Origin of the sequence: Pantoea sp. JZ29 (assembly GCF_035190385.1) — a bacterium.
In the GTDB taxonomy this organism is placed as follows: Bacteria; Pseudomonadota; Gammaproteobacteria; order Enterobacterales; family Enterobacteriaceae; genus Pantoea; species Pantoea stewartii.
In genome coordinates, this window is the sequence record NZ_CP045242.1 from 138,818 (window position 1) to 158,394 (window position 19,577).

At 47.2% G+C, this 19,577-nt stretch carries 19 protein-coding genes and 2 pseudogenes; 7 read left to right on the forward strand and 14 right to left on the reverse strand.

Translation table 11 applies throughout. From position 1 onward, the window contains the following. Genes sitC through GC090_RS20535 form a run of 3 tightly spaced genes read right to left on the reverse strand, consistent with a single transcriptional unit; the run spans window position 1 to window position 2,518 of the window. Window positions 1-849, reverse strand: a complete 849-nt coding sequence (gene sitC, locus GC090_RS20525; protein ID WP_324021897.1) for an iron/manganese ABC transporter permease subunit SitC — start codon at window positions 847-849, stop codon at window positions 1-3. Continuing rightward, complete coding sequence (locus tag GC090_RS20530) at window positions 846-1,664, reverse strand: manganese/iron ABC transporter ATP-binding protein (RefSeq protein WP_324021899.1); 819 nt, start codon at window positions 1,662-1,664, stop codon at window positions 846-848. Before GC090_RS20530 ends, sitC begins: the two co-directional genes overlap by 4 nt. Then, on the reverse strand, window positions 1,661-2,518 hold the full coding sequence (locus tag GC090_RS20535) for a metal ABC transporter substrate-binding protein (protein ID WP_269750711.1): 858 nt from the start codon (window positions 2,516-2,518) through the stop codon (window positions 1,661-1,663). Before GC090_RS20535 ends, GC090_RS20530 begins: the two co-directional genes overlap by 4 nt. A 352-nt stretch (window positions 2,519-2,870) precedes the next feature. Here GC090_RS20535 and GC090_RS20540 point away from each other — a divergent pair, with 352 nt between their 5' ends. The 4 genes from GC090_RS20540 to GC090_RS20555 all read left to right on the forward strand — a co-directional run bounded on the left by GC090_RS20540 (window position 2,871) and on the right by GC090_RS20555 (window position 4,501). Further along, complete coding sequence (locus tag GC090_RS20540) at window positions 2,871-3,179, forward strand: hypothetical protein (protein WP_324021901.1); 309 nt, start codon at window positions 2,871-2,873, stop codon at window positions 3,177-3,179. A gap of 227 nt (window positions 3,180-3,406) precedes the next feature. Beyond that, window positions 3,407-3,652: a regulatory protein YcgZ gene (gene ycgZ, locus GC090_RS20545; RefSeq protein WP_033742343.1), complete on the forward strand. Its 246-nt coding sequence runs from the start codon at window positions 3,407-3,409 to the stop codon at window positions 3,650-3,652. A gap of 164 nt (window positions 3,653-3,816) precedes the next feature. Further along, window positions 3,817-4,104 carry a hypothetical protein gene (locus tag GC090_RS20550; protein WP_033742341.1) on the forward strand — a complete coding sequence of 96 codons (288 nt, stop codon included), beginning with the start codon at window positions 3,817-3,819 and terminating at the stop codon, window positions 4,102-4,104. Window positions 4,105-4,246: 142 nt separating this feature from the next. Next, the gene (locus tag GC090_RS20555; protein WP_033742340.1) at window positions 4,247-4,501 is read left to right on the forward strand and encodes a biofilm/acid-resistance regulator YmgB/AriR; all 255 of its coding nucleotides are present in this window, start codon (window positions 4,247-4,249) and stop codon (window positions 4,499-4,501) included. 80 nt (window positions 4,502-4,581) lie between these two features. Here GC090_RS20555 and GC090_RS20560 read toward each other — a convergent pair whose 3' ends face one another. The 3 genes from GC090_RS20560 to GC090_RS20570 all read right to left on the reverse strand — a co-directional run bounded on the left by GC090_RS20560 (window position 4,582) and on the right by GC090_RS20570 (window position 7,964). Next, window positions 4,582-4,776: a hypothetical protein gene (locus tag GC090_RS20560; RefSeq protein ID WP_072021715.1), complete on the reverse strand. Its 195-nt coding sequence runs from the start codon at window positions 4,774-4,776 to the stop codon at window positions 4,582-4,584. A 976-nt stretch (window positions 4,777-5,752) separates the two neighbouring features. Beyond that, a complete protein-coding gene (locus GC090_RS20565) occupies window positions 5,753-6,436 on the reverse strand; it encodes a hypothetical protein (RefSeq protein WP_324021903.1) in 684 nt (227 codons plus the stop codon). A gap of 664 nt (window positions 6,437-7,100) precedes the next feature. Then, on the reverse strand, window positions 7,101-7,964 hold the full coding sequence (locus GC090_RS20570) for a CblD like pilus biogenesis initiator family protein (RefSeq protein ID WP_324021961.1): 864 nt from the start codon (window positions 7,962-7,964) through the stop codon (window positions 7,101-7,103). On the opposite strand from GC090_RS20570, the gene GC090_RS20575 reads away from it, so the two are divergent. Then, window positions 7,945-8,145: a hypothetical protein gene (locus GC090_RS20575; protein ID WP_226375812.1), complete on the forward strand. Its 201-nt coding sequence runs from the start codon at window positions 7,945-7,947 to the stop codon at window positions 8,143-8,145. The genes GC090_RS20570 and GC090_RS20575 overlap by 20 nt on opposite strands. 49 nt (window positions 8,146-8,194) lie before the next feature. On the opposite strand, the gene GC090_RS20580 is transcribed toward GC090_RS20575, so the two are convergent. The 6 genes and pseudogenes from GC090_RS20580 to GC090_RS20605 all read right to left on the reverse strand — a co-directional run bounded on the left by GC090_RS20580 (window position 8,195) and on the right by GC090_RS20605 (window position 15,019). Next, window positions 8,195-10,831, reverse strand: a complete 2,637-nt coding sequence (locus GC090_RS20580; RefSeq protein WP_324021904.1) for a TcfC E-set like domain-containing protein — start codon at window positions 10,829-10,831, stop codon at window positions 8,195-8,197. A 128-nt stretch (window positions 10,832-10,959) separates the two neighbouring features. Then, window positions 10,960-11,457: a CS1 type fimbrial major subunit gene (locus GC090_RS20585; RefSeq protein WP_033742332.1), complete on the reverse strand. Its 498-nt coding sequence runs from the start codon at window positions 11,455-11,457 to the stop codon at window positions 10,960-10,962. 34 nt (window positions 11,458-11,491) lie between these two features. Then, window positions 11,492-12,226 carry a fimbrial protein gene (locus GC090_RS20590; protein ID WP_164483327.1) on the reverse strand — a complete coding sequence of 245 codons (735 nt, stop codon included), beginning with the start codon at window positions 12,224-12,226 and terminating at the stop codon, window positions 11,492-11,494. 1,178 nt (window positions 12,227-13,404) lie between these two features. Beyond that, a pseudogene (locus GC090_RS20595) lies at window positions 13,405-13,581 on the reverse strand (transposase domain-containing protein); the annotation flags it as partial. Beyond that, a pseudogene (gene tnpB / locus GC090_RS20600) lies at window positions 13,580-13,777 on the reverse strand (IS66 family insertion sequence element accessory protein TnpB); the annotation flags it as partial. The pseudogenes tnpB and GC090_RS20595, both read right to left, overlap by 2 nt. A gap of 468 nt (window positions 13,778-14,245) precedes the next feature. Beyond that, a complete protein-coding gene (locus tag GC090_RS20605; protein ID WP_039339554.1) occupies window positions 14,246-15,019 on the reverse strand; it encodes a YoaK family protein in 774 nt (257 codons plus the stop codon). A gap of 334 nt (window positions 15,020-15,353) precedes the next feature. Between GC090_RS20605 and GC090_RS20610 the strand changes: the two genes are divergently transcribed. Further along, on the forward strand, window positions 15,354-15,686 hold the full coding sequence (locus GC090_RS20610; RefSeq protein WP_162286566.1) for a hypothetical protein: 333 nt from the start codon (window positions 15,354-15,356) through the stop codon (window positions 15,684-15,686). Window positions 15,687-15,708: 22 nt separating this feature from the next. Further along, entirely contained in the window at window positions 15,709-16,080 is a 372-nt protein-coding gene (locus GC090_RS20615; RefSeq protein WP_006122018.1) for a RidA family protein, read from the forward strand. Window positions 16,081-17,526: 1,446 nt separating this feature from the next. Here the strand turns inward: GC090_RS20615 and GC090_RS20620 are convergent. Both GC090_RS20620 and GC090_RS20625 read right to left on the reverse strand, forming a co-directional pair. After that, window positions 17,527-17,706 (reverse strand): hypothetical protein, encoded by a 180-nt coding sequence (locus GC090_RS20620; RefSeq protein ID WP_133745716.1) that lies wholly within the window; start codon window positions 17,704-17,706, stop codon window positions 17,527-17,529. An 895-nt stretch (window positions 17,707-18,601) separates the two neighbouring features. Then, window positions 18,602-19,573 carry a ParB family protein gene (locus tag GC090_RS20625; protein ID WP_033742325.1) on the reverse strand — a complete coding sequence of 324 codons (972 nt, stop codon included), beginning with the start codon at window positions 19,571-19,573 and terminating at the stop codon, window positions 18,602-18,604. Window positions 19,574-19,577 lie beyond the last annotated feature (4 nt).

The following is a 19,577-nucleotide window of genomic DNA, read 5'->3' on the forward strand; positions in this document are numbered from 1 at the left end:
TCATATCTCCTGCATCCGGCGACGCCGATGGTTCGCGAGTAAACCGTGCTTAGGTGCAAACACAAAAGCCAGCAGAAACAGCAACGTCTGGGCCACCACAATGATTCCTCCTGTCGCACCATCGAGATAATAACTTGCCCAGGCACCCGCAAAGCTGGTCAGGCTGCCGATGGCGACAGCAATAGCCAGTAAACGTGGAAAGCGATCGGTCAGCAGCCATGCGGTTGCGCCCGGTGTTACCACCAGACTGATGACTAAAAAAGCCCCAACCGTTTGTAATGCCGCTACGGTTGAAACTGCAAGTAAGGTGAAAAACAGTATTTTGAGCCGTCCCGGCTGTAACCCCACGGCGCGAGCATGGTTCTCATCGAAGAAAGCCACCATTAAATCTTTCCATTTGAAAAATAAAATCGTGGCAGACGTGATCCCGATAACGGCCAACTGAACAATATCCGCGGGGGCGATAGCCAGAATATTGCCCAGTATGATGGTTTGAATATTCACCGACAGGGGATTCAGTGAAACCATAAACAGCCCTAACCCAAAAAACGAAGAAAATACCAGACCAATAATGGCATCTTCTTTTAAACGTGTACGCTGATTCAGGACTAGCATGCTCCCCGCCGCTAATCCCCCCGACAGGAATGCACCAAAGGCAAACGGAAGCCCCAGCATGTACGCGCCTGCCACGCCCGGCACGATAGCGTGCGACAGCGCATCGCCGATAAGCGACCAGCCTTTTAGCATCAGGTAGCATGAAAGAAAGGCACACAATCCACCCACCATTGCGGCAATCCACATGGCGTTCAACATATATTGATAACTGAAGGGTTCAAATAATAACATCATGGCTGACCTCGTACTGAACGCCTGTCAGGCGATGCGGGTAAAAGAGGCTTATCATCCATGACCTCACGTAGTTCACCCTCAACCATCACATGGCGAAGTACACCGCTAAATGCCCGTTCGAGATTTGCCTGTGTAAAGGTGGTGCGCGTCGGCCCGCTGGCCAGAACGGTACCTTTGACCATCACGGTGTAGTCGCAAAACGCCACCACCGAACTGAGGTTGTGCGTTGAGACCAGCAGGGTTTTCCCTTCATCGCGCAGTTCACGCAACAGACTAATGATTTTGGCTTCGGTTTTTACATCGACGCCTGTAAAAGGTTCGTCCAGTAAAATTACCTCTCCCTGCTGAGCCATGGCCCGGGCGAGAAAGACACGTTTTTTCTGACCGCCTGAGAGCTCGCCGATTTGCCGCTCCCGGTATTCGAGCATATCTACCCGTCCGAGCGCAGCCATGACTTTGTCACGATCCTGTTGTCTGGGCCTGCGCATCAGACCCATGTGACCATAACGCCCCATCATGACAACATCCTCAACCCGGACAGGAAAAGACCAGTCGACCTCTTCTGCCTGCGGCACATAAGCCACCAGACTACGGCGTAAGGCCTGTCGCGTTGTCATACCGAGGATACTGACCGTACCTGCACGCACAGGAACAAACCCCATCAGCGCTTTAAAAAGCGTTGATTTTCCCGAGCCATTGACGCCAAGCAATGCGGCAATGGAACCGGCTGGCACGCAAAAACTGGCCTTGTCGAGGGCAATATGGCCATTGCGGTAGATTACCGAGAGGTCAGAAACATCAATTGTCGGCGTCATTGTTTTTTCATCCCATCATTAATGCCTTTCACCAATGTCTGAGTGGTGACCTTAAGTAAGTCCAGATACGTTGGTACGGGTCCACTGGCGGTACTGAGAGAATCGACATACAGAACGCCGCCATAGTGCGCCTGTGTTTCACGTGCTACCTGACGAGCCGGTTTATCCGATACGGTGCTTTCACTGAAAATAACGGGAATGGCATGTTTCTTCATCTGGTCAATAACCTGGCGTACCTGTTGAGGCGTCCCCTGCTGATCGGCATTGACAGGCCAGAGATAACGTTCCTTAAGCCCCAAATCGCGCGCAAGGTAGGAAAATGCCCCCTCGCTGGTCACGAGCCAGCGTTTGTTCTCAGGGATGTCGGCGATTTGTTTTCGGAAAGGCTCAAGCGATGCGATGATTTTCTGCTTATAGGCAGCGGCGTTCTGCGCATAGATCTGGGCATTGGTCGGATCATATTTACTCAGCGCGTCACGAATATTGTCGACATAGATAAGTGCATTATCGGGCGACATCCACGCATGAGGATTGGGTTTGCCATTGTAAGGCCCCTCCCCTATCCCCATGGGCTCGATTCCGGCAGAAACGACAACGTCAGGTACGCCTTTCAGGTGCTGATAAAAGCGCTGGAACCATAGCTCAAGATTCAGGCCGTTAGCCATCACCAGTTGCGCCCCCTGAGCCCGCTTTATGTCTCCGGGCGTCGGCTGATAGTCATGAATTTCGGCTCCGGGCTTAGTGATGGATGTTACTTCAGCCGCCTCCCCCGCCACATTTTTTGCCATATCGGCAATGACGGTAAATGTCGTTACAACTTTAAATTTTTCAGCGGCATGGCTATTTGTTGTCATTGCAACACCGAGCATGACACTCAGCGCGGTTATCCAATACCTTTTAAACCTGTTCATCGTACTGTCCTCAGCTTAATGCGCAAATATAGCTAGTGCTAACTTGTATAGCACAAGCTATAAATCAGGGACAGAAACACTTTGTGAAGTTTTTTAATGAAATGAATGGAAGTTTCATTTTTTCTGACAGGAGGTATGTAATTCGTTATTTTAAAGAGTAAAAAATAGATCCACCCCTCTCCAGCTAATGCAGATTTTCTGTCTAAACAGGTGCCGTGAATTCGTGTAAGCGTACAAACAGCGCTGTACGGTAAGGCGGATTGTATTCTTTGCTAAAATTACGAATGTGGAACACATGCCAAAGGAGGTTATTTTGCTACTTTCACAACAGTATCTGACTAACACTATCATTGGCGAGGCCGCTCTGAACCTGATATTAATTAATCAGGACGTAAGTGTTGAGTCCCTGGTGGATGAGCTCAGGGTAATGAAAGAATCTGAAGTTGATGAAAAACGACTTCTGCAACTGGCCGATGCAACAAAGTGGCTCATGGGATTCAGAAAAATCGGTGCACGCTCGTCTCCCGGCACAGGCTGGTCTGCACGCAAGCACCCTTTTTCAGCATCTTCTGACAATGACTATGATGATATTTTCTTTAAATAGTAATAAGCTTGTTTTTCATCCCTGTTGGTGGGAAACAAGCTGAACCGTACGCCATAATTGTTAAAAAAGTTTAAACGCCAACCTCTATAACCCTCTGTTTTACCTCAATTAGCACTTTTTGCACAAAAACATTCCTTCAAGATCATCAAAATTCTGTACAAGTTTTTAAAACATGTATAACTTTCGCTTAGCGGCGAAGTATATTTTAACCACTTGAGGATATGAGCATGCGTCAGAACGGACATGCACCGGATAATACCAGCGACATTGCCCGTTATTTTAACCAGGCCAGCCAGCCCTCTCAGCAGGAAACATTGGGCGAAATTGTTGTGGAACTCCTGCGCGCTGGTCAAACGCTCTCTCGTAAAGCTATCTGCAGTAAACTTCTCCATCGTCTTGATGGGTGCGCTTCATCAGAACAACAGCAGCATTATCAGGCCCTGATTGGTTTGCTGTTTAGCCGTGAAGGCTGATAAATTTTGCATTAATCGTTAATTCGTTTTTAAAGTAAATTCTGATCGGACAGTACTGCGTTTAGTCACAGGGAGTGTACTGTCCACAGCTGACGCGGGAAGGTTAGCTGTCCCCGTCATCGTGACCGGACTATGGCCACACATTCGTAATCAGAGAAGCCAGTATGTACAGAAGTGAAGAAGAAAAAATAACGGATGTGATGATAGGTGAGGCCGTGCTGACCTTACTCAAGTCCGAAAGTCCGATTTCCAGCAATGCATTAATTGCCCAGCTTGAGGTGATGGCGGGCGAAACGGAAGATGCAACACGACTGCGTGCGATTAAAGTTGCCATCGTTGAAGTGCAAAAAGGAATGGCTTCTGCAAACAGTCGTCGAAGAGTGGATCTTTCAGAACGTGATAAGCACCGTTTAAACAATGATGGTCCGCCTGAAGGTTCTAAAAAGCACTGAGCTTAATGTTTGTGGCTGGTCATCAGGCGATGATGCGGTGTGATTGCAGACAGGTAAGTTACCTGATTAACCCTGATAAATAATAATACTGTCGGCTGACTTCCTGCTATTCAACTGACAATTTTCTTAGAGAATTGAGACTATGCAACAGAGCACATCAGATTTAGCCATCATCGAATTTTTCCGCAGTGAGGGCGATCACCTCGCCAAAGAAACTGAATTGCTTGGTCGGGTGATCAGAAACATTGTCAGCGATAAGAAGCGGGTGACGAATAAAGCCATTATTCTGTACTTAATTGCTGAACTGGAGTGCACTGACGATGCATCTCAGATTGAACTGTTACGCAATACGCTGGAAATCGTGGTAGGCCGAACCCCGGACGACGCGGGCATTTGATATTATCACCAGGAAATAAAACAACGATATTTCCTGGCTGCCCTCTTTATCCTGCAACACCTTTGTATTGCAGGATAAGGCTAATGCATTTTACGCATAAAAAAATGAATGGCGCGCTTGCACAGATGTTTGACTCTTTTGTCCCGGCTATCCTCGCCCATTCGAAACAGTGCATCCGTGATCTGATGAAACTGAACGGGCTCCCCCATCTTCAAAAGCTCACTCACCACCTCTCCAATCAACGCACGAATATCGTTGTCTTCATGGTTATTCACATAACCTCCAACTGGTGTATGTATATACAGACTAACATCTTTATCATCTTAAAAACAAAGAAGATAATGGAAATTTATGGTAAGCGGAGCGGTGACATTAAGTTATGCTCTTGATTTTATTCTGGATTATTTGTTACTAATCGTGCATAAATAGCGAGATTCCTGGTACAGGATAAATTGACGAAATTCGATAAAAAGTAAATTTATATTTCCTGAGCCAGCAAAACGTGAAGAAAATTTAACAATCATTACTTCATATGTTGATCGATATTACGGATGTATCATAAAAATCAGAGCGGCTTTTCAGATAACGCCACCCGATAAAATACCACTTCAACTCTTTTTTCGTCTGCGTCAAGCCATTGCCGCCTGTTGCGATTACTAACGACTGGCGATGATATTTACCTGGCAGACACCGACTACCCGATGAAATAAATCGACCAATCATAGAGCGAATATCAGTTGTTTTACCTGATATGGCAAACACAGAAAAACAGCGCTGGAAGCTGTCAGGTAGTTACTCAGAAAAATTTCAGAAACCGGAAAATACATTCTCTGTCTTTTTGCCCCCGAGCAGGAAAAAACGGCCCAGCGCTGACAAAAACGCATGATCTTCCTTTAATCCGGCACGTGTATCGACCCAGCCATGCAGTGAGAAAACACTGTCCCGAGGCTGAAAACCTGATGTCATCGTCATGAATCTGAATGAAACGCGTACCTCCACCACCCGGTGCAACCTGAATAAAACCTTCGGCTATCACATTGTTTTTTACAACCAGTAAGCATGTAACTTACCGCATCGCCTGCCCTTTGAGTACTTATCCTGAATGCGCAGGAGTTTTCTGTGACGGATACGGGTCGCCCTGAAAACCTGGCCCACCAGGCTACTGCCAGCACACCTCCGCGGGTAAAACCCGGGATGCATCCCTCATACCCGGCGGCTGGATGACTTTACCTTTTTGTTTCTTGTTAACTTTCAGCATGCAGCCATATTTTCCTGGTAATGAGAAAAACGATGCGTAAAGGTCCCACAGAGGAACGCATGCTGGGATACGCCTGCCAGGTTCTGGATAACAACATGGCGAAGGTTGTAGACGGATTTAATCTGACAGTTCTGATTGCGCGCCTGCTGCTTTTCCGGAACGCCTTCAATCATTGCCATGAGAGAAGCCCGACGCAGAGGGGTGAGATTGAATGCTTGTGCAGTTACGGGTTTTAACTCAGTGGAACCCGTGATGATGTCCTGTAATGCGCATTTCATCTGCTGAGGTGAAAGTCTGGAGGGTATTGCGTAAAAATTATCACCTGAGACATAAGGCAGGCCGGCTAAACGCAGGAGCACCTGAATACAGTTAGCAGACATATCAGTAAGTATGATAACCGGTCCCTTAAACTTTCCTCTGACACAGCTCCGAACAAGTGAACGAAGGATACTGAATTGTATGCTGATACTGTAGTGAAGATTTATTATGACAGCATCATAATGCATTTCAGGAAATAAACCGCACTTACCGGCGACAGGCAAACGGATATGCGCTATATCGTCATATTTCGCGCCTGACAATTGTTTAACTGCCAACGAAAAGAAGTTACAGTCATCTATTATGCAAAGTCTTCTTCCAGAGGGATGTGAGCTCTGTATTTTTACAATTTCATTCATGTCCACTCACCTGTACGAAAAGGAGTATAAAAGAAACCCCATTAAGGATTAAACCAACCGAAAATGAGAGATTTGACCCACACGAATAACTTAATATTCAGTAATCAACACGATTTAAATTATGAATATCACTACTCATATCCGGGACACCAGCAGCATCACTTTATCGACCACCTGATATAATCAATTCAACACCTTTCCTGACCTGTTCGAGCCTACACCAGGGTCAGACTTGCAACCTGTCTGAATATTCGATTATGGAATGAATGATAATTCAGAGCGGCAGTATCAGAGAGGATTAAAGCGAAGCTCGGATTTTTTGATGTAGTACCTGACACTATATTACCAATTGGTGAATTATTTTTATTAACGTCACACGCTGCTAGCTCTGGTGCTTTTATTGAAAATCACCTACCTTACCAGTCTGCATCCTCATGCTTTAAATAACAGCAGAACTGGCTGTTGCAGAATGGAAGAATGTCGCATTAGCATCATTTTAAATAGCAGCACGACCTGATACTACCTGGGCAGCATCACCCGTCATATTTAAAGTAAAGGCAAATGCACCTTCTCAATATTTTCCACCAGGTAACCTGTATATCATCTCCTTTGAGCGCCCGTCGGAAACGTAAAAAATTCCTGCGGTCATAGTAAGCGCGACTTCTCAACTGGTGCTGGGGGTATAGGTGACCGTTACCGTCCCGGTATACTCGCCGCTGTTTTTAGCTGATGGCTTAAAAGTCGGGGTGGTAAATGTCAGCGGTGCCGGAACGCAATACGTGGAGGTTGTGTAACCCGGCAGGGTGACCAGGCGGCCGGTGAACCCTCTATCGGGTGCTACCCAGGTGATGGCTTCCCCATTCTTCACCGTCTGCGCAGCGCTGGTAACCGGATTCCTTACGCTGATGGCGAAGTCAACGCGGTCAGCCGGATTAGTCTCACTCCCTCCGATCCGGTAAACAGAGAAAAGACCCGATGTCCGGTCAGAGGGACTCCCCCCTGCATCGCTCAGTGACAGGATTATCTTTTTTCCCGCCGCATTTGCACCGTCATACAGGCACATATCCAGCGAGGCCGAACCGCTTGTGGTTGGCCAGAAACCGGAAACGCCCAGGTCGACTGTTGCATCCGAGGACGTAAAGGCAGGAAAATACACCTGCTGGGCACTGGCAGTGGTGACAGTCAGGGTGATGTCGGCAGTCCAGGTAGCCACATACGTATATTCCCAGCTGTAGTAATCCATCACCAGTGTGGCACGCCAGACTCCGTCAGTCAGACTGCTTAACTCACTCTGCGCGATAAAATAAGTAAAGACAGGAGCAGTTGGTGTATCCATATTTATACTGCTCCAGGGTGCCCAGTCACTGGGGCCATTATAAGAGCGCCTTCCTAGCACAGTCAGAGGCTTTGTCTGCCCGGTGCGGTCCTGAGTGAAGGTCAGCGTAATTCTTCCCGGGGCTTCAGGCTTCCAGGAAAGAGCAGTATCACAGGCCCCATTTGTGGAGTCCGTGCTACTTTTACAGACCATGCCTACCCTGAAGGAGGATGTTCCACTAATACTGCCAACGGTAACGTTATTCCAGATGTACAGCGGAGCGGGCAGCGAACTGGTGTCTATCGTCTCCGTCACGGTCGTCGTGCTACTTGTCGGCAGGTCGGCCAGGACAGGCAGCGATACCAGCCAGCACAGGGCGGTCAGCCAGCAATAGATGTTTGTTTTCATGGTCTCTCACGGTCTGAATTATTGGTATAAACGTATTAATCTGTCATCGCTACCGGGCTGTCTGCACGCTCTGACCCGGCTGTCATCAGGGTAACCTGACGACGCTCTGCTGACGGCAGGCGTGCCATATCGGTATTCTGGCACGTGGTCGCACCCAGATAGCGAACGACCTCGCGCACTTTCTGCACCCTGAGTGCACACACCCAGAACTGGTCTGCCCGCATGACGTACAGCTGGTCCATACGAGACTCCGTCTCCATGGAAAAACCGCCGTCACCGACTGACGTCCATGACGTCACATTGAGAGGAATGACGTTCTCAAGAGGCTGACGTGAACCATCAAGCAACCGGCCAAGCCAGATATAGCGCGGACTGACGGTAACCTCTTTGTTAAGTATTTTGCCGGGAGCCATAAAGGCTGTGGTCGTGCCTGCGCCCCGGGTGATTTCAGCCGCCACCCCGTCAGAGGAGACGCTCGACTCGTGGATTCTGAACGTGCTTTCCTGATACCCCTGCGTCGTAAACACAGCCCGCCGCCCGCTGGTGATATCCGTCCGACCCCCAAGACCGGAGATACTGACCCGGGAGCCGGTCTCACCATCACTCCGCCCGACGGAGACACCAAAGGCTGAGGCCGCGCCGTCATTGCTCCAGCGTCCCAACGCCACGCCTGACCGGTCCACCACCAGGGAGGAGTTGTAGGCTCCGCTGCTGCCAAACGTGTGCCGGCGGCTTCCTGACCGGTCCCATGCATCACTTATCGTCAGCGTCCCGTCACCGTACTGACCGCCGGCACTTCCGGTGACAGAGCCATTCACCGTATCCGTATTGATGCCTGACAACGCCACACCTGCACGATTATTTCCGTTATCTTCGCCATAGTGAGTCATTGAGGTACTGTACCCAAGCGCCCCACCCGACCGTTCAGACTGCCAGTTCATGCCCGCACTGGTTGTCCGTCGGGCGCCGTCTGAAAGTTTCGTACTGCGGGATATTGACACCCCGATGTACCCGCCTTTGTCGGGGCTGCTGTAGGTACTGACATTTCTGACATAAGCGCTCAGCCGCATGTTTATATTGAGGCTATTGACGGAAAAGTTACGATTCAGACCCAGCTGCCAGCTCTCGCTACGGGAACTGGACTGATAAATCTGCTCCCAGGGGGCACCGGCATTATATTCAGCACTGCTTTCATCCAGGTCCTGACGGTAAACATAACGCCCCTGATTATCGCTAAGGGTATAACCCACAGAGGCCTGCCAGCTCATTACGGGAACAGACAGCATCACGTTGGTATTTTTGTAGCAGCCCGTGAAGCCGTAAATATGCGATCGCTGAACATTACAGTCATCCGCTGTCCGGGATGTGCGGTAAAAGCTGAGAGCGAAACCATCGTTGTAACTCACCTGCTGGGTATTCCCCCGAGAGCCATCGCTGCCCTGCAGCCAGCTGACCCGTGTGCTTAGCTGCCCGTCCAGTACTCCTGAGTCAAATCCGTGAAGCCAGTCGGCTGCCGCTTCGGCATATTCAGAGTCACTGAGCACAGCTGTTCCGGCCGTCAGCGCCAGCGTGTCTGTCAGAGGGAGGCGGCCGCCGGCATGCATGACAAAATGCTCATGTGAAGCATCAGTAGTCATGGAGGACCGTTCACTGTCCGGTGAGCCCGCCTGCAGGAACCACTGAAATCCATTCCCCCACCCCATCTCCTGGCGGGTGTAGAGTTGTGATTCGGTTCGCACGAGCTGGTTATTCTCATAAATACGCAAGGTCAGCGTGTAACTGCCGGCCGGTAACATACTGGTATCGAGCAGCTGCATGCCGGCTTTGAGGTAAAACGTATTGAGCAACTGATTATCCCGGTAGGCATCCACTCGCGCATCCCGGGGTAAAAACAGGTTTACGGGCGTGCCTGCTGACATTTTACTTTTATTTGCCCACGCCAGAGTCGACCCCATGCGAACGCCGCGAATACGCTCTATCGGCAGCTGATTCAGGACTATATTCCCCCCTGCATTCGTAAAAATATCCTGAGAATTCATCAGTCCGGCCTGGATATAGATGCGCTTCAGAAAATCTTGCCTGAAATACGCATTAGAGGCTTCTGCCTCCTGGGTGCCGGAATGTCCAGAGCGCTGACTCAGCCAGCTCCAGTCCACACTGGCATAGCTGGTTTCTCCAAGCCCGAGCGTGCCGTTACCTCTTAAGGTCAGTGACTGATACTGACCCGTCGTGGCCAGATTCAAAGCCTGCTGGTGAATAAAGGCGTTTCTGCCTGCCGGGTTGGCCTGGTAATAACCACTGTCTTCAGGCAGGTGAAGAGTGTAAAGGTCGCTGAGAAACAGTCTGACTACATTATTGTTTTCATCATAAATGACACTGAGGCTGTCTGTCTTGAGATAATCACAGCCGACACGCCCCCGGTGGGCACTGCATGACAGCTGGCCATTCCTGCTCAATGGCAGATGAAGATTTTTTGTCAGCAGGGAATCAAGTCCGGAGGGATAACCGTAAAGTTTCGCGATGGCCTGCGATAATTTATCAGGCTCAAGAAAGGTTATATTTTCAAGGTCCACCCGCACTCGGGCCATACCCAGAGACTGACCGTATATCTGAACCTCTGACTGAAATTCCTGGCCCTGAATCAATTCTTCAAACCCAGCCGGAACACGCATAGCGGCCTGAGACATCACAGGAATGATGACTGCAAAAGGAAAGAAAATAGCCCAAGAGGGAAATCGGTTCACGTCACACCCGCACAGAAGATACCTGACGGGGTTACCGTCAGGTATGAATTAATGAATCAGGAACTTGTAGCCTGGGACAGAATCAGGGAGACGGTCCCGCTGTACTCACCGGCAGTACTGACAACACCCTTGGTTGTCTGGGATATCGCCAGGGGAATTGTGATTGAACCGTTAGTAATTCCGTTCGGGAAATAGGTGGCATATGACAGCGTCGACTTAGTTGTGCTAAGCGCGGTACCGTTCAGCGTCACCGTCAGCGGAATGGTGGTGGTGGTCGTGGATGCGCTCAGTTCCGGTGAACTGGCCAGGGCAACGTTCAGGTCGGCAGTGGTTGAGTTGGACCAGAGCTTAACATCTTTTGAGACTGTACCGAGTCCAGAACCCACAACATACTGCATGGCAATGGTGTCAGGTAAAACAGTGCCATCGGCCAGCGTGATGTCCACAGTCGGATCAATCGATGCCGTGACGGTGATGTTTTTTGTCACAGCATGCGCGGATGCGAATGTCAGCATGGCTGCAGAAAGCAGTGAACAGGAAAGAATTTTTTTCATCAGATACCCTTAAATCAACTGTTATTAAAAAGTGTTATGGCAATACCTCAGGTGCAATCTCCTTAATATTGCCGGTTGTAACGTCTGTATATTTAAACTTGTAATGTTCACCTGGCCTGAACGTAAAATCTTTAAGGATGACATGCATGTCTGGATAAATTGTTTTCACTTTGCTTTGCCATTTACAGCGCCCCTGCTTATCACAAATGCCGATTTCCTTTAAAGGCAACCTGACCGTGCCATCATTTACGATTTCAGATGAGCCCGGACGGTATTTCATGCTGACAACTACATTCTCAGGTGGAACATGCAATAAAACACCCCAGATAATATTGACACCTACCCGGGTGGAAATATCTTTATTTGATTTTTCCCCGGTAATTTCTGAATTGAAGGTATTGTTATCCACAGATTCAAAGTAAATACGCCAGGTTGTTTCTTTCTCTGGTGGCAGCATTGATACAATGCGGACAATCCTTTCGCTACCGGCTGCCAACGCAATTTTTGAGGGCACAACAGCAATACCGGTATCACCACCAATATCAGACACAACCTCACGCTCCTGCGGCGTGCCGGGATTTTCTATCCGTTTCAGCGTCACTTTAACAAATTGTACATCATCATCTTTTGATAAAAGCGTGAGTTGCCTGGTGCCTTTGTCATTCAGAGAGACTTCCATCGGGTAGACGTACATGGCCGCGGCAGCATCTGCGGTTATAAAAAAACAATAAATCGCAGTCACACCGAAAATAAGTGAACGAAGCTGCATGACAAACCTCACTGGCATTAATGTTCATTTATCTGAACCGTCAACATTCAGATTAAAATAATTTCAGACCCAACATGACTGAGAGCGGAAATAAATGGCCCCGGCCGTTGATGATGGCATATAACCATATTGACGGCGAAACGAGACCTGCACGGGAAACAGAAACCTGTGACTGCATCAGTCGCTCTGGATAAAAACGTTATTTCAGGCATCAACTTAAAAGTCAGAGATCATTTCCTGCGGAACAACAGACCAGAGCGGAGTTAACTTCCTGTCACAGAGTATTCATCCCGGAAAAAACATACTCCCATCATCATGCCCGACAAGACACTCAACTAACTTTCCCTGAACCTATTTCAGTTCTGCCTCCCTGGGGTATGTATCGCATACATAGTCAAAAAAGATATATTTTTGTCCCCACTGAATAAATCCGTAAATCCTAATCCTGTCTTTAAGAATACTGCGCATCAGTGATGACTGAAGCCAACTTGCCGTACCGGATTTACCCCCTTAATTCCTTTAGCATAAATAAGCATACTGCCGCCCTTATCAGATGGATAAATATTTTTTAACAGATACAGCAATACCCTGCGGGGGTAAGAACTTTCCGAAAAAATAAAATCAAGCGCATTATGCACAACGACACACCGACGTCAAACCCGATCATAAAAAGGCATCTGATAGTTATCAACTATCAAAAAAACAAATATTGATCGTTTTCCACAGCTAGTGGATTATGCAAATAAACACATATCATATTGAAAATAAAGATGATATTTAGCACGCACCTGCTGCATTTATGGGCATAGCGTTTGAATGTATGTGAAATTCTCAGGGAAAAATGGTTCCGCAAAAAAAACTTTTATTTGATATATGACAATATTTACGTTGCGGCACCAAATTAATCCTTTTCATTTTGATAATGGAAAATACACACTCCTTCCAGGAAGACAGCAATTGGATCAATATTATTTTCATTTGAAAGATAAACTGAGTTTACATCCCAATAAATTTCCATTTAAAACTTAAAACCCTGAGATTATTAGCGCCGTATTAGTTACTCCAGTTGCAATTAATAAGTATGTAACTGGACAATATGAAATAAGCCCCCAAAGCCACCCCATCAGAATCTATGATAATGGAGAGGTGAAAGTGAAGAAGGTTTAAGGGCGAGAAATTTACAGAAATGTAGGCGTACAAAGAGAACCGTAATGACGAACAAGGACGACTCGGTTGGCAGGACGATGCGCCCGGTTTATCGGCCAGTCAGCAATAACGTCCAGGACATGCCGGAAATCGCTTTCAGGTTCCACATCGTTCAGTTTGCACGTCCCTATCAGGCTGCACATCAGCGCCATCGCGGACTGACGGCCAGGCGAAGCGGCCGCGCTCCAGCCGTTTGGCCAGCAGGCACAGCCCGTCACTGGCAGACCACAGCCGTATGATCTGACTGCCGCTGCGGCCCGGGAAGATGAAGACGTGGCCGGACATCGGATCGTCTTTCAGCGTCGTCTGCACTTTTGTGGCGAGGCCATTGAAGCCGTTACGCATGTCGGTGATACCGGCAACCAGCCAGATTTTGGTGCCTGTTGGTAATGGGATTACCGTTTGAACGCCTGTATCAGAAGGGTCAGCAGATTTTTGCTGACAGTGCCCTTGAGGCAGAGCGTTCCGTGCCGGAACGTTACCTCACAGCCAATATTAAGGGTTCCCGGGTCCTCTGCGAGTGGCTCTGACTATACGGCAGCTGCATCGAGAGTCACAGGAAGTAGCTGAGGACTCTCTGAAGAGGGTAATAGCAGCTTTCCCTCACGCTATTGTTGGTGCCATTTAAACAACAGATTGGCGTAAGTGCCATTGCAAGCGCCAGCTTTTAAATGAATTTCCCGGGTTCGCAGGGGGCAGCAACGCGCTGCTGTTTAAATTCAGGAGAATAATCAGGGCAGTCTTTACGCCTGCCGGGAGTCATATTTTTCTGCATATCTGACACTTCGGTTCCCACTACTTATTTGGTGAACATCACTTTGTCGGATGCTTCAGATTATGAGCAGACGGTTTGCGCTGTACGCTTACCTTTTTTGCATTATTCAGGGTGATTATTATGGCGCTTGTCGCGAGGGTGATAAGGAAAATACCCAATGCAATCATCGCATTAAATCCATAACCTTTAAAAAGCATTAAACCGGCGATACACCCGGACAAAAATGAAAAGACGGTGGTCAGATGGGTATGCAACTGTTTCTGTGCAAAACGTCTGTCGCAGGGTTCGGCACGAGAAACGAACGAAGAGACGTACGTGCCAAGTGCAATTCCGGCATCAGTAAGCGTACCTGTGATATGTGTAGATCGAACACGACCATTTGAGAGTTGGGTAGACGTCGCATTATGCAATCCCATCAGGAAAGCCAGCATCAATAACACTTCACCATTATACTCAGGAGAATAAAACATTTTCTCGAACAGCGAAGCAGACGTCAGAGCAATTCCTTCAGCCAGGATAATCTGACAAAAAACCGTCCTTATTTTTCGCCTTTCTCCGGCAATGATAAATAATCTTGCCGATGTGCATCCAACAACAAACGCCATAATTAATCCAGCAAGAAAGATGAGGCTGTCAAAATCGGATGTAAAAACTTCAGTTGAAATTTGAGAGGTATTTCCACTCATATGTGACGGAAAAAAACCAAACGCGCCAAGCGCCATGGCATTAAGAATACCTGCCGTTGTCGCTAATGCCAGAGCAAGATAACGGTCTTCGGTATGTGAACGCAATTTCTTCTTTTTTATCAGCATATGATTCCCCTGTTACTGTTTTTCCGCACCATTTATGATTTCGCCTGTTGTAGATTTTTTAGCATAGTCGGTTTTAAGAAACGTAACGGTAAATACAGACTAGTCTGGACAGATAACACCCTAATTATATTGATATTTACAGTTATTTACAGGAAACGAAAAGGCGCGTAAAAATGTTAAAAATGGGTGTTCGCAGTTGATTTAATAAAACAACGAAAGACTGTTTCGCTTGTTTCCCCAGCCATGTGCTTTAACAACACTTCATGTTTATGGCAGGATACGCAACCAAACCCGTAACTGTGCAGACTGTCAGTCATATTTTTAAGGTTGTATCATGGCAAAAGTTGGTCCTAAATTTATTGTTCCTGTAATTATTGTGCTGGCTTGCCTGGCCTGGTGGCTCGTTCCGCATTATGATGCGGAAGAGGAAGCTTATTATGTATCAGTGCTCTGTGCAGTGCCTCAGCAAAATGAACATCAGATATACAATGCAATGAATAATGTTATCGAAGGCAGTAACTCTGATTATGCATTGCAAAAAATCCATTTTATCCCGGGACTGGCTAAACGTGTCATCACTGTCTGGAAAAATCTGACGCCCGACCAGCAGCAACTCGCCGCCAGTAATAACACGCAGTGCCAGCACTTGCTCACCCACAATAAATAACTGCGCAAAGGGTCACTTAATCATGCTGCAACGCAAAAACTACGCTGCGCTGGGCCAAATAACAGCGCCATATGTCCACGCCGTCAGCCATAACGGAACACTGTATGTTTCAGGCCTTACCGCCCACGGCACGACAGCAAGCCAGCGTGACATAGCAGCTCAGGCAGAAGCGATATTCGATCAGCTTGAGGTTATCGCCAGCGCTGAGCAAACGTCGTTAGAGAATTTGATAAAGGTGACCCTGTTCATTACTTCATTCACTGATATTGATGCACTTCGTAAGGTATTGTTTAAACGCTATGGCACCGCTCTCCCAGCCAGTTCACTGGTTCAGGTTAACGCCCTCTTTGCACCTGAATTGTTAATTGAGATTGAGGCGATCATTGCACTTTAAGAAAAGTTCGCCCTGCCCTTTTCATACGTGTAATGTCACCAACGGGTAAGAACATGCTTTTCGCACAGCATGTTCTTAATGTATTTTCCATCACCTATCCTTTTCTGACTTCACATCATTTCAGATAAGTGCGGTACACGTTTGTTCTGCACGTTGACATGGTATTCCTCTTATGACGCCGGCTTTTATACTTTCCCCTCTTGCCTATCTGGTTTTCAGGCATGCTCAACGCGAAAGATGCTGGCTGGCTATTAATATTGCAGCGATCGCGCTTGTATTCATACTTATGAAAGCTTTTTGACATGCCATACAGATATGCCACATTGTCGTTGCGATACGAATAACAAACCGAGTGGCTGACGTTTCGCAGCTCACTTATCAGCCTTTCGCATACCTGTCATAACCAGAATTGCGGTTTATCTGCATAAGGCTTTCTCATTCAGACAAACTGGCTGTGCCTGTCAAAAGGAACCTGATTAATTAATTCGTATTTCGCGTGGGCCTTGGTAAAAGGGATTCATTCAGAAACCCATGACATGTGAATTTCAGCCTGAAATCGCCAAAGAGAAGCACTGACTACAGTGAATGTTTGAGTATTCACTGTAGTCAGTTCGCGTGAACAGATGACTGCGTTATTGGCACGCTTATTCTAGAAACAGATAAAAAGGACGGCTAACAGCGATGCTGCGGCGATGTTAAGATCGAAGCTAGTGGCAGCTCTAGACCGCTTGATATTAAGGTCATTGAGCCGGCCTGAAAGACAAGCGCGCTGAACATGAATCACGGACAGCAATACGGGTACCGCAGGCTTGCGATATGCAGCAAGCCGCTAACATGTCACGGTCATCTTAGCTGGACGCGCATTTTATAGTGCCGTGATTTATTAAGTTTAACTTTTACCCGATTTCGCTTTGCGGCCTTCCGGATTATATTAATTCTGTATTTCTTCAATAACGATGCGAGTCAGTTTCAGCGTGATGAGTTGTAAACATTGACTCAGGCGCGTAACCGCATTCACGGCTTAGCTTTTAGCTTCCGCCCGGAAAGGTTGACGACCAAATTTCAGCCTGAAATCGCCAAACTCATTTTGCTCACTGATTACAGTGAACATGCAGCAGGTGTTCACTGTAATCAGTAATCAGTAATCAGTAATCAGTAATCAGTAATAAGTAATCAACTGCATTTTACATATGGCCTCTTCAGGCTAAGAAAGAGATCTCATGTCAGTGCCATACTCATCCCAGGCTGCGCATCGCGCCGTCAGTAAACGGCATATTCCTGACTAACAGCGGTACCGATGCGTGGCAAGTGATTCACTGTAATCTGTAGTGTGAAGCATCGGCAAGCGTCAAAGCCTGAGCAACATGCTCAGGGCACCAGAATACTGATTACAGTGAATTCAATATTAAAACCTGAGCTCCCATCGCTTTGTCCTTTTGAACATGATTAGCCGGAGCAGATGTAATAAGCCTTTCTTTGTTTTCTAAAAGTGAGATTAAAGCCAATGATTGTGTCACCTGCATTCTGGTGCCTGAAACGTTTTGCGGCCGATTCAACAGCAATGATACTGACGCAACCCGCAGGCTTAAGCGGTTTTATTGATACACCGCGAATTTGCATCATCATTCACAGCGCCTTACAGAAAACGCGGTGATATCATTTGTCTCACCTTTCCTCACTCGCTGGCCCCAGTCCTGCAGTGTACGGGCGACTACAGGCTTCACTCTTAAAGAAAAGAGGGATGAGGGCGCTAATCAGCATGTGAGAGAGATTCGGGCAAAATCGTGATGGTGCCATTCATTGACAACTTTGGCTTAATCATTACCAAATACTTTCCCGTTAGCACATCATCATACAGAGTGATTTATCCATCACCGCCTTAGTTATCCACTTTTTCTGTGGATAACTAAGGGATATTTTCTGTATATCGTCATTATTGATAATTTTATTGTTTATCAGATTTTCTCGCGGCAAATAAGTTTAGTGAGGATACGGTGTCAGCTCATATCAATGAGGTTTACATTGCTGGCAGATTTAGAAAAATTTCAGGGTGAAATCGCCAAAACAAAAGCTATATAATACAATTAGATATAAGAGAAAATCGCAAATTTATCGCCGTCATGGTGTAACATTAAAGCATTCCATCATTCCTTCAAACTTTCCTTTTAGTACGGACAGTCGAGAGAAAGCCTGTAGAGCTGATAAATGCGGAAGCGGTTGAACAAATATCACCCATAAGATGGGTTTGAGACCTGATTTGTAAGCGTCAGGCTTTCATTACAGTCTTACAGATCGTGCACAATTTCGACCAGCACAGCCAAGACCCGAAACAGAATTTCGGGCGAAATTTTACGGCACTGAGATAAAAAAGAACCTATTTTTCAATATATTAATATCGACAAGGAAGATTATTAGATGGCGATTTCAGCCTGAAATTGCGAGTGTAAATAGCAGCATAAACAAAGCAGGAAGGGAGGAAAGAAACCAGGCAAAGGCTATTTGCCTGGTCAGGGTTAGACGCTCATCGTGTCATGAACTTTTTCAGGGTTTCTGAGATCACTTTATCCAGCTCATCCTGCAGCTCTTTAGACTGGCGATTAAATTCATAACTGAACATCCTTCCTCGCGTTTTTTTACGCGCAAAACGATCTTTATCTGCGAAAGACCACAGCGCAATGGCAGTGGTTTTGTCTTTTTCGGGCTCTTTAATCAACGTCTGGCTACCCTGACGAATTAAGCGAAGAATATTATTCTTTAGCTCATCTTCAGCTAAATTTTCACGCGCTCTGACCACATCGATTTCAGCAGAAATCGCATTAATCAATGCATCAACTGATTGCCCTGTTTCACTGAGCTTGTCTGAAGCCTGGAGCAGAGCTTTATAATCAGGATAAGTCAGTTCAGATTGATTGGGGAAAAGCGAAATCAGATCGGCAGGCACACTCGCCGCCTGTAATGCACGGGTCACTTTAGCCTGAGACAGCCCCTGATTTTCAGCAATTTCCTTTTGTGAAAGTCCGCCTTCTTTAAGCGCAAGCAAACGCATGCCGACTTCACGTAAATTATGTTCGCGCGCCGTCTGTATATCCTGTGCAAGCTTGCGTGCCTCATCGGGCGTGATTGCAGCATCGGTAACCAACACATCAAGACCGGTTTTACAGTGCAACGCTGCGGCCCGTCGCCTTGAACCATCCAGTATCTCGATACGTTCGTCCTGCATGATGCCAATGGCAGGAAAAAACTGCTGGAGTTTGATGGTACGAATAATGTCGCGTAATGAATCAGGTGTAAGACCAGACTGGTCGCGACCATTGGTTTCCATATTTACGAAGGTTTTAGCAGCCACTTCGCTGGCAGGTATATGATTAAACCTGAACACGGCGCGTTTCCCCGTCGAAAGCACAAAGGTTTGTGAGGGGAGTTCAGAGGATTTTTCGGTAGTTAACGGCGTCTGGCTGAAGGTTCGACCAATCGTTATTCTTTTTGCACTCATAAAA

Bases quoted from the DNA above. Each gene is read 5' to 3' on its own strand.
- GC090_RS20610 (WP_162286566.1), top strand. From the start codon at position 15,354: ATGGCAAAAGTTGGTCCTAAATTTATTGTTCCTGTAATTATTGTGCTG.
- GC090_RS20530 (WP_324021899.1), bottom strand. From the start codon at position 1,664: ATGACGCCGACAATTGATGTTTCTGACCTCTCGGTAATCTACCGCAAT.
- GC090_RS20550 (WP_033742341.1), top strand. From the start codon at position 3,817: ATGTACAGAAGTGAAGAAGAAAAAATAACGGATGTGATGATAGGTGAG.
- GC090_RS20585 (WP_033742332.1), bottom strand. From the start codon at position 11,457: ATGAAAAAAATTCTTTCCTGTTCACTGCTTTCTGCAGCCATGCTGACA.
- sitC (WP_324021897.1), bottom strand. From the start codon at position 849: ATGATGTTATTATTTGAACCCTTCAGTTATCAATATATGTTGAACGCC.
- GC090_RS20570 (WP_324021961.1), bottom strand. From the start codon at position 7,964: ATGGTCTGTAAAAGTAGCACGGACTCCACAAATGGGGCCTGTGATACT.
- GC090_RS20590 (WP_164483327.1), bottom strand. From the start codon at position 12,226: ATGCAGCTTCGTTCACTTATTTTCGGTGTGACTGCGATTTATTGTTTT.
- GC090_RS20535 (WP_269750711.1), bottom strand. From the start codon at position 2,518: ATGACAACAAATAGCCATGCCGCTGAAAAATTTAAAGTTGTAACGACA.
- GC090_RS20540 (WP_324021901.1), top strand. From the start codon at position 2,871: ATGCCAAAGGAGGTTATTTTGCTACTTTCACAACAGTATCTGACTAAC.
- GC090_RS20555 (WP_033742340.1), top strand. From the start codon at position 4,247: ATGCAACAGAGCACATCAGATTTAGCCATCATCGAATTTTTCCGCAGT.
- ycgZ (WP_033742343.1), top strand. From the start codon at position 3,407: ATGCGTCAGAACGGACATGCACCGGATAATACCAGCGACATTGCCCGT.
- GC090_RS20620 (WP_133745716.1), bottom strand. From the start codon at position 17,706: ATGATGATGCAAATTCGCGGTGTATCAATAAAACCGCTTAAGCCTGCG.
- GC090_RS20565 (WP_324021903.1), bottom strand. From the start codon at position 6,436: ATGAATGAAATTGTAAAAATACAGAGCTCACATCCCTCTGGAAGAAGA.
- GC090_RS20580 (WP_324021904.1), bottom strand. From the start codon at position 10,831: ATGCGTGTTCCGGCTGGGTTTGAAGAATTGATTCAGGGCCAGGAATTT.
- GC090_RS20615 (WP_006122018.1), top strand. From the start codon at position 15,709: ATGCTGCAACGCAAAAACTACGCTGCGCTGGGCCAAATAACAGCGCCA.
- GC090_RS20605 (WP_039339554.1), bottom strand. From the start codon at position 15,019: ATGCTGATAAAAAAGAAGAAATTGCGTTCACATACCGAAGACCGTTAT.
- GC090_RS20625 (WP_033742325.1), bottom strand. From the start codon at position 19,573: ATGAGTGCAAAAAGAATAACGATTGGTCGAACCTTCAGCCAGACGCCG.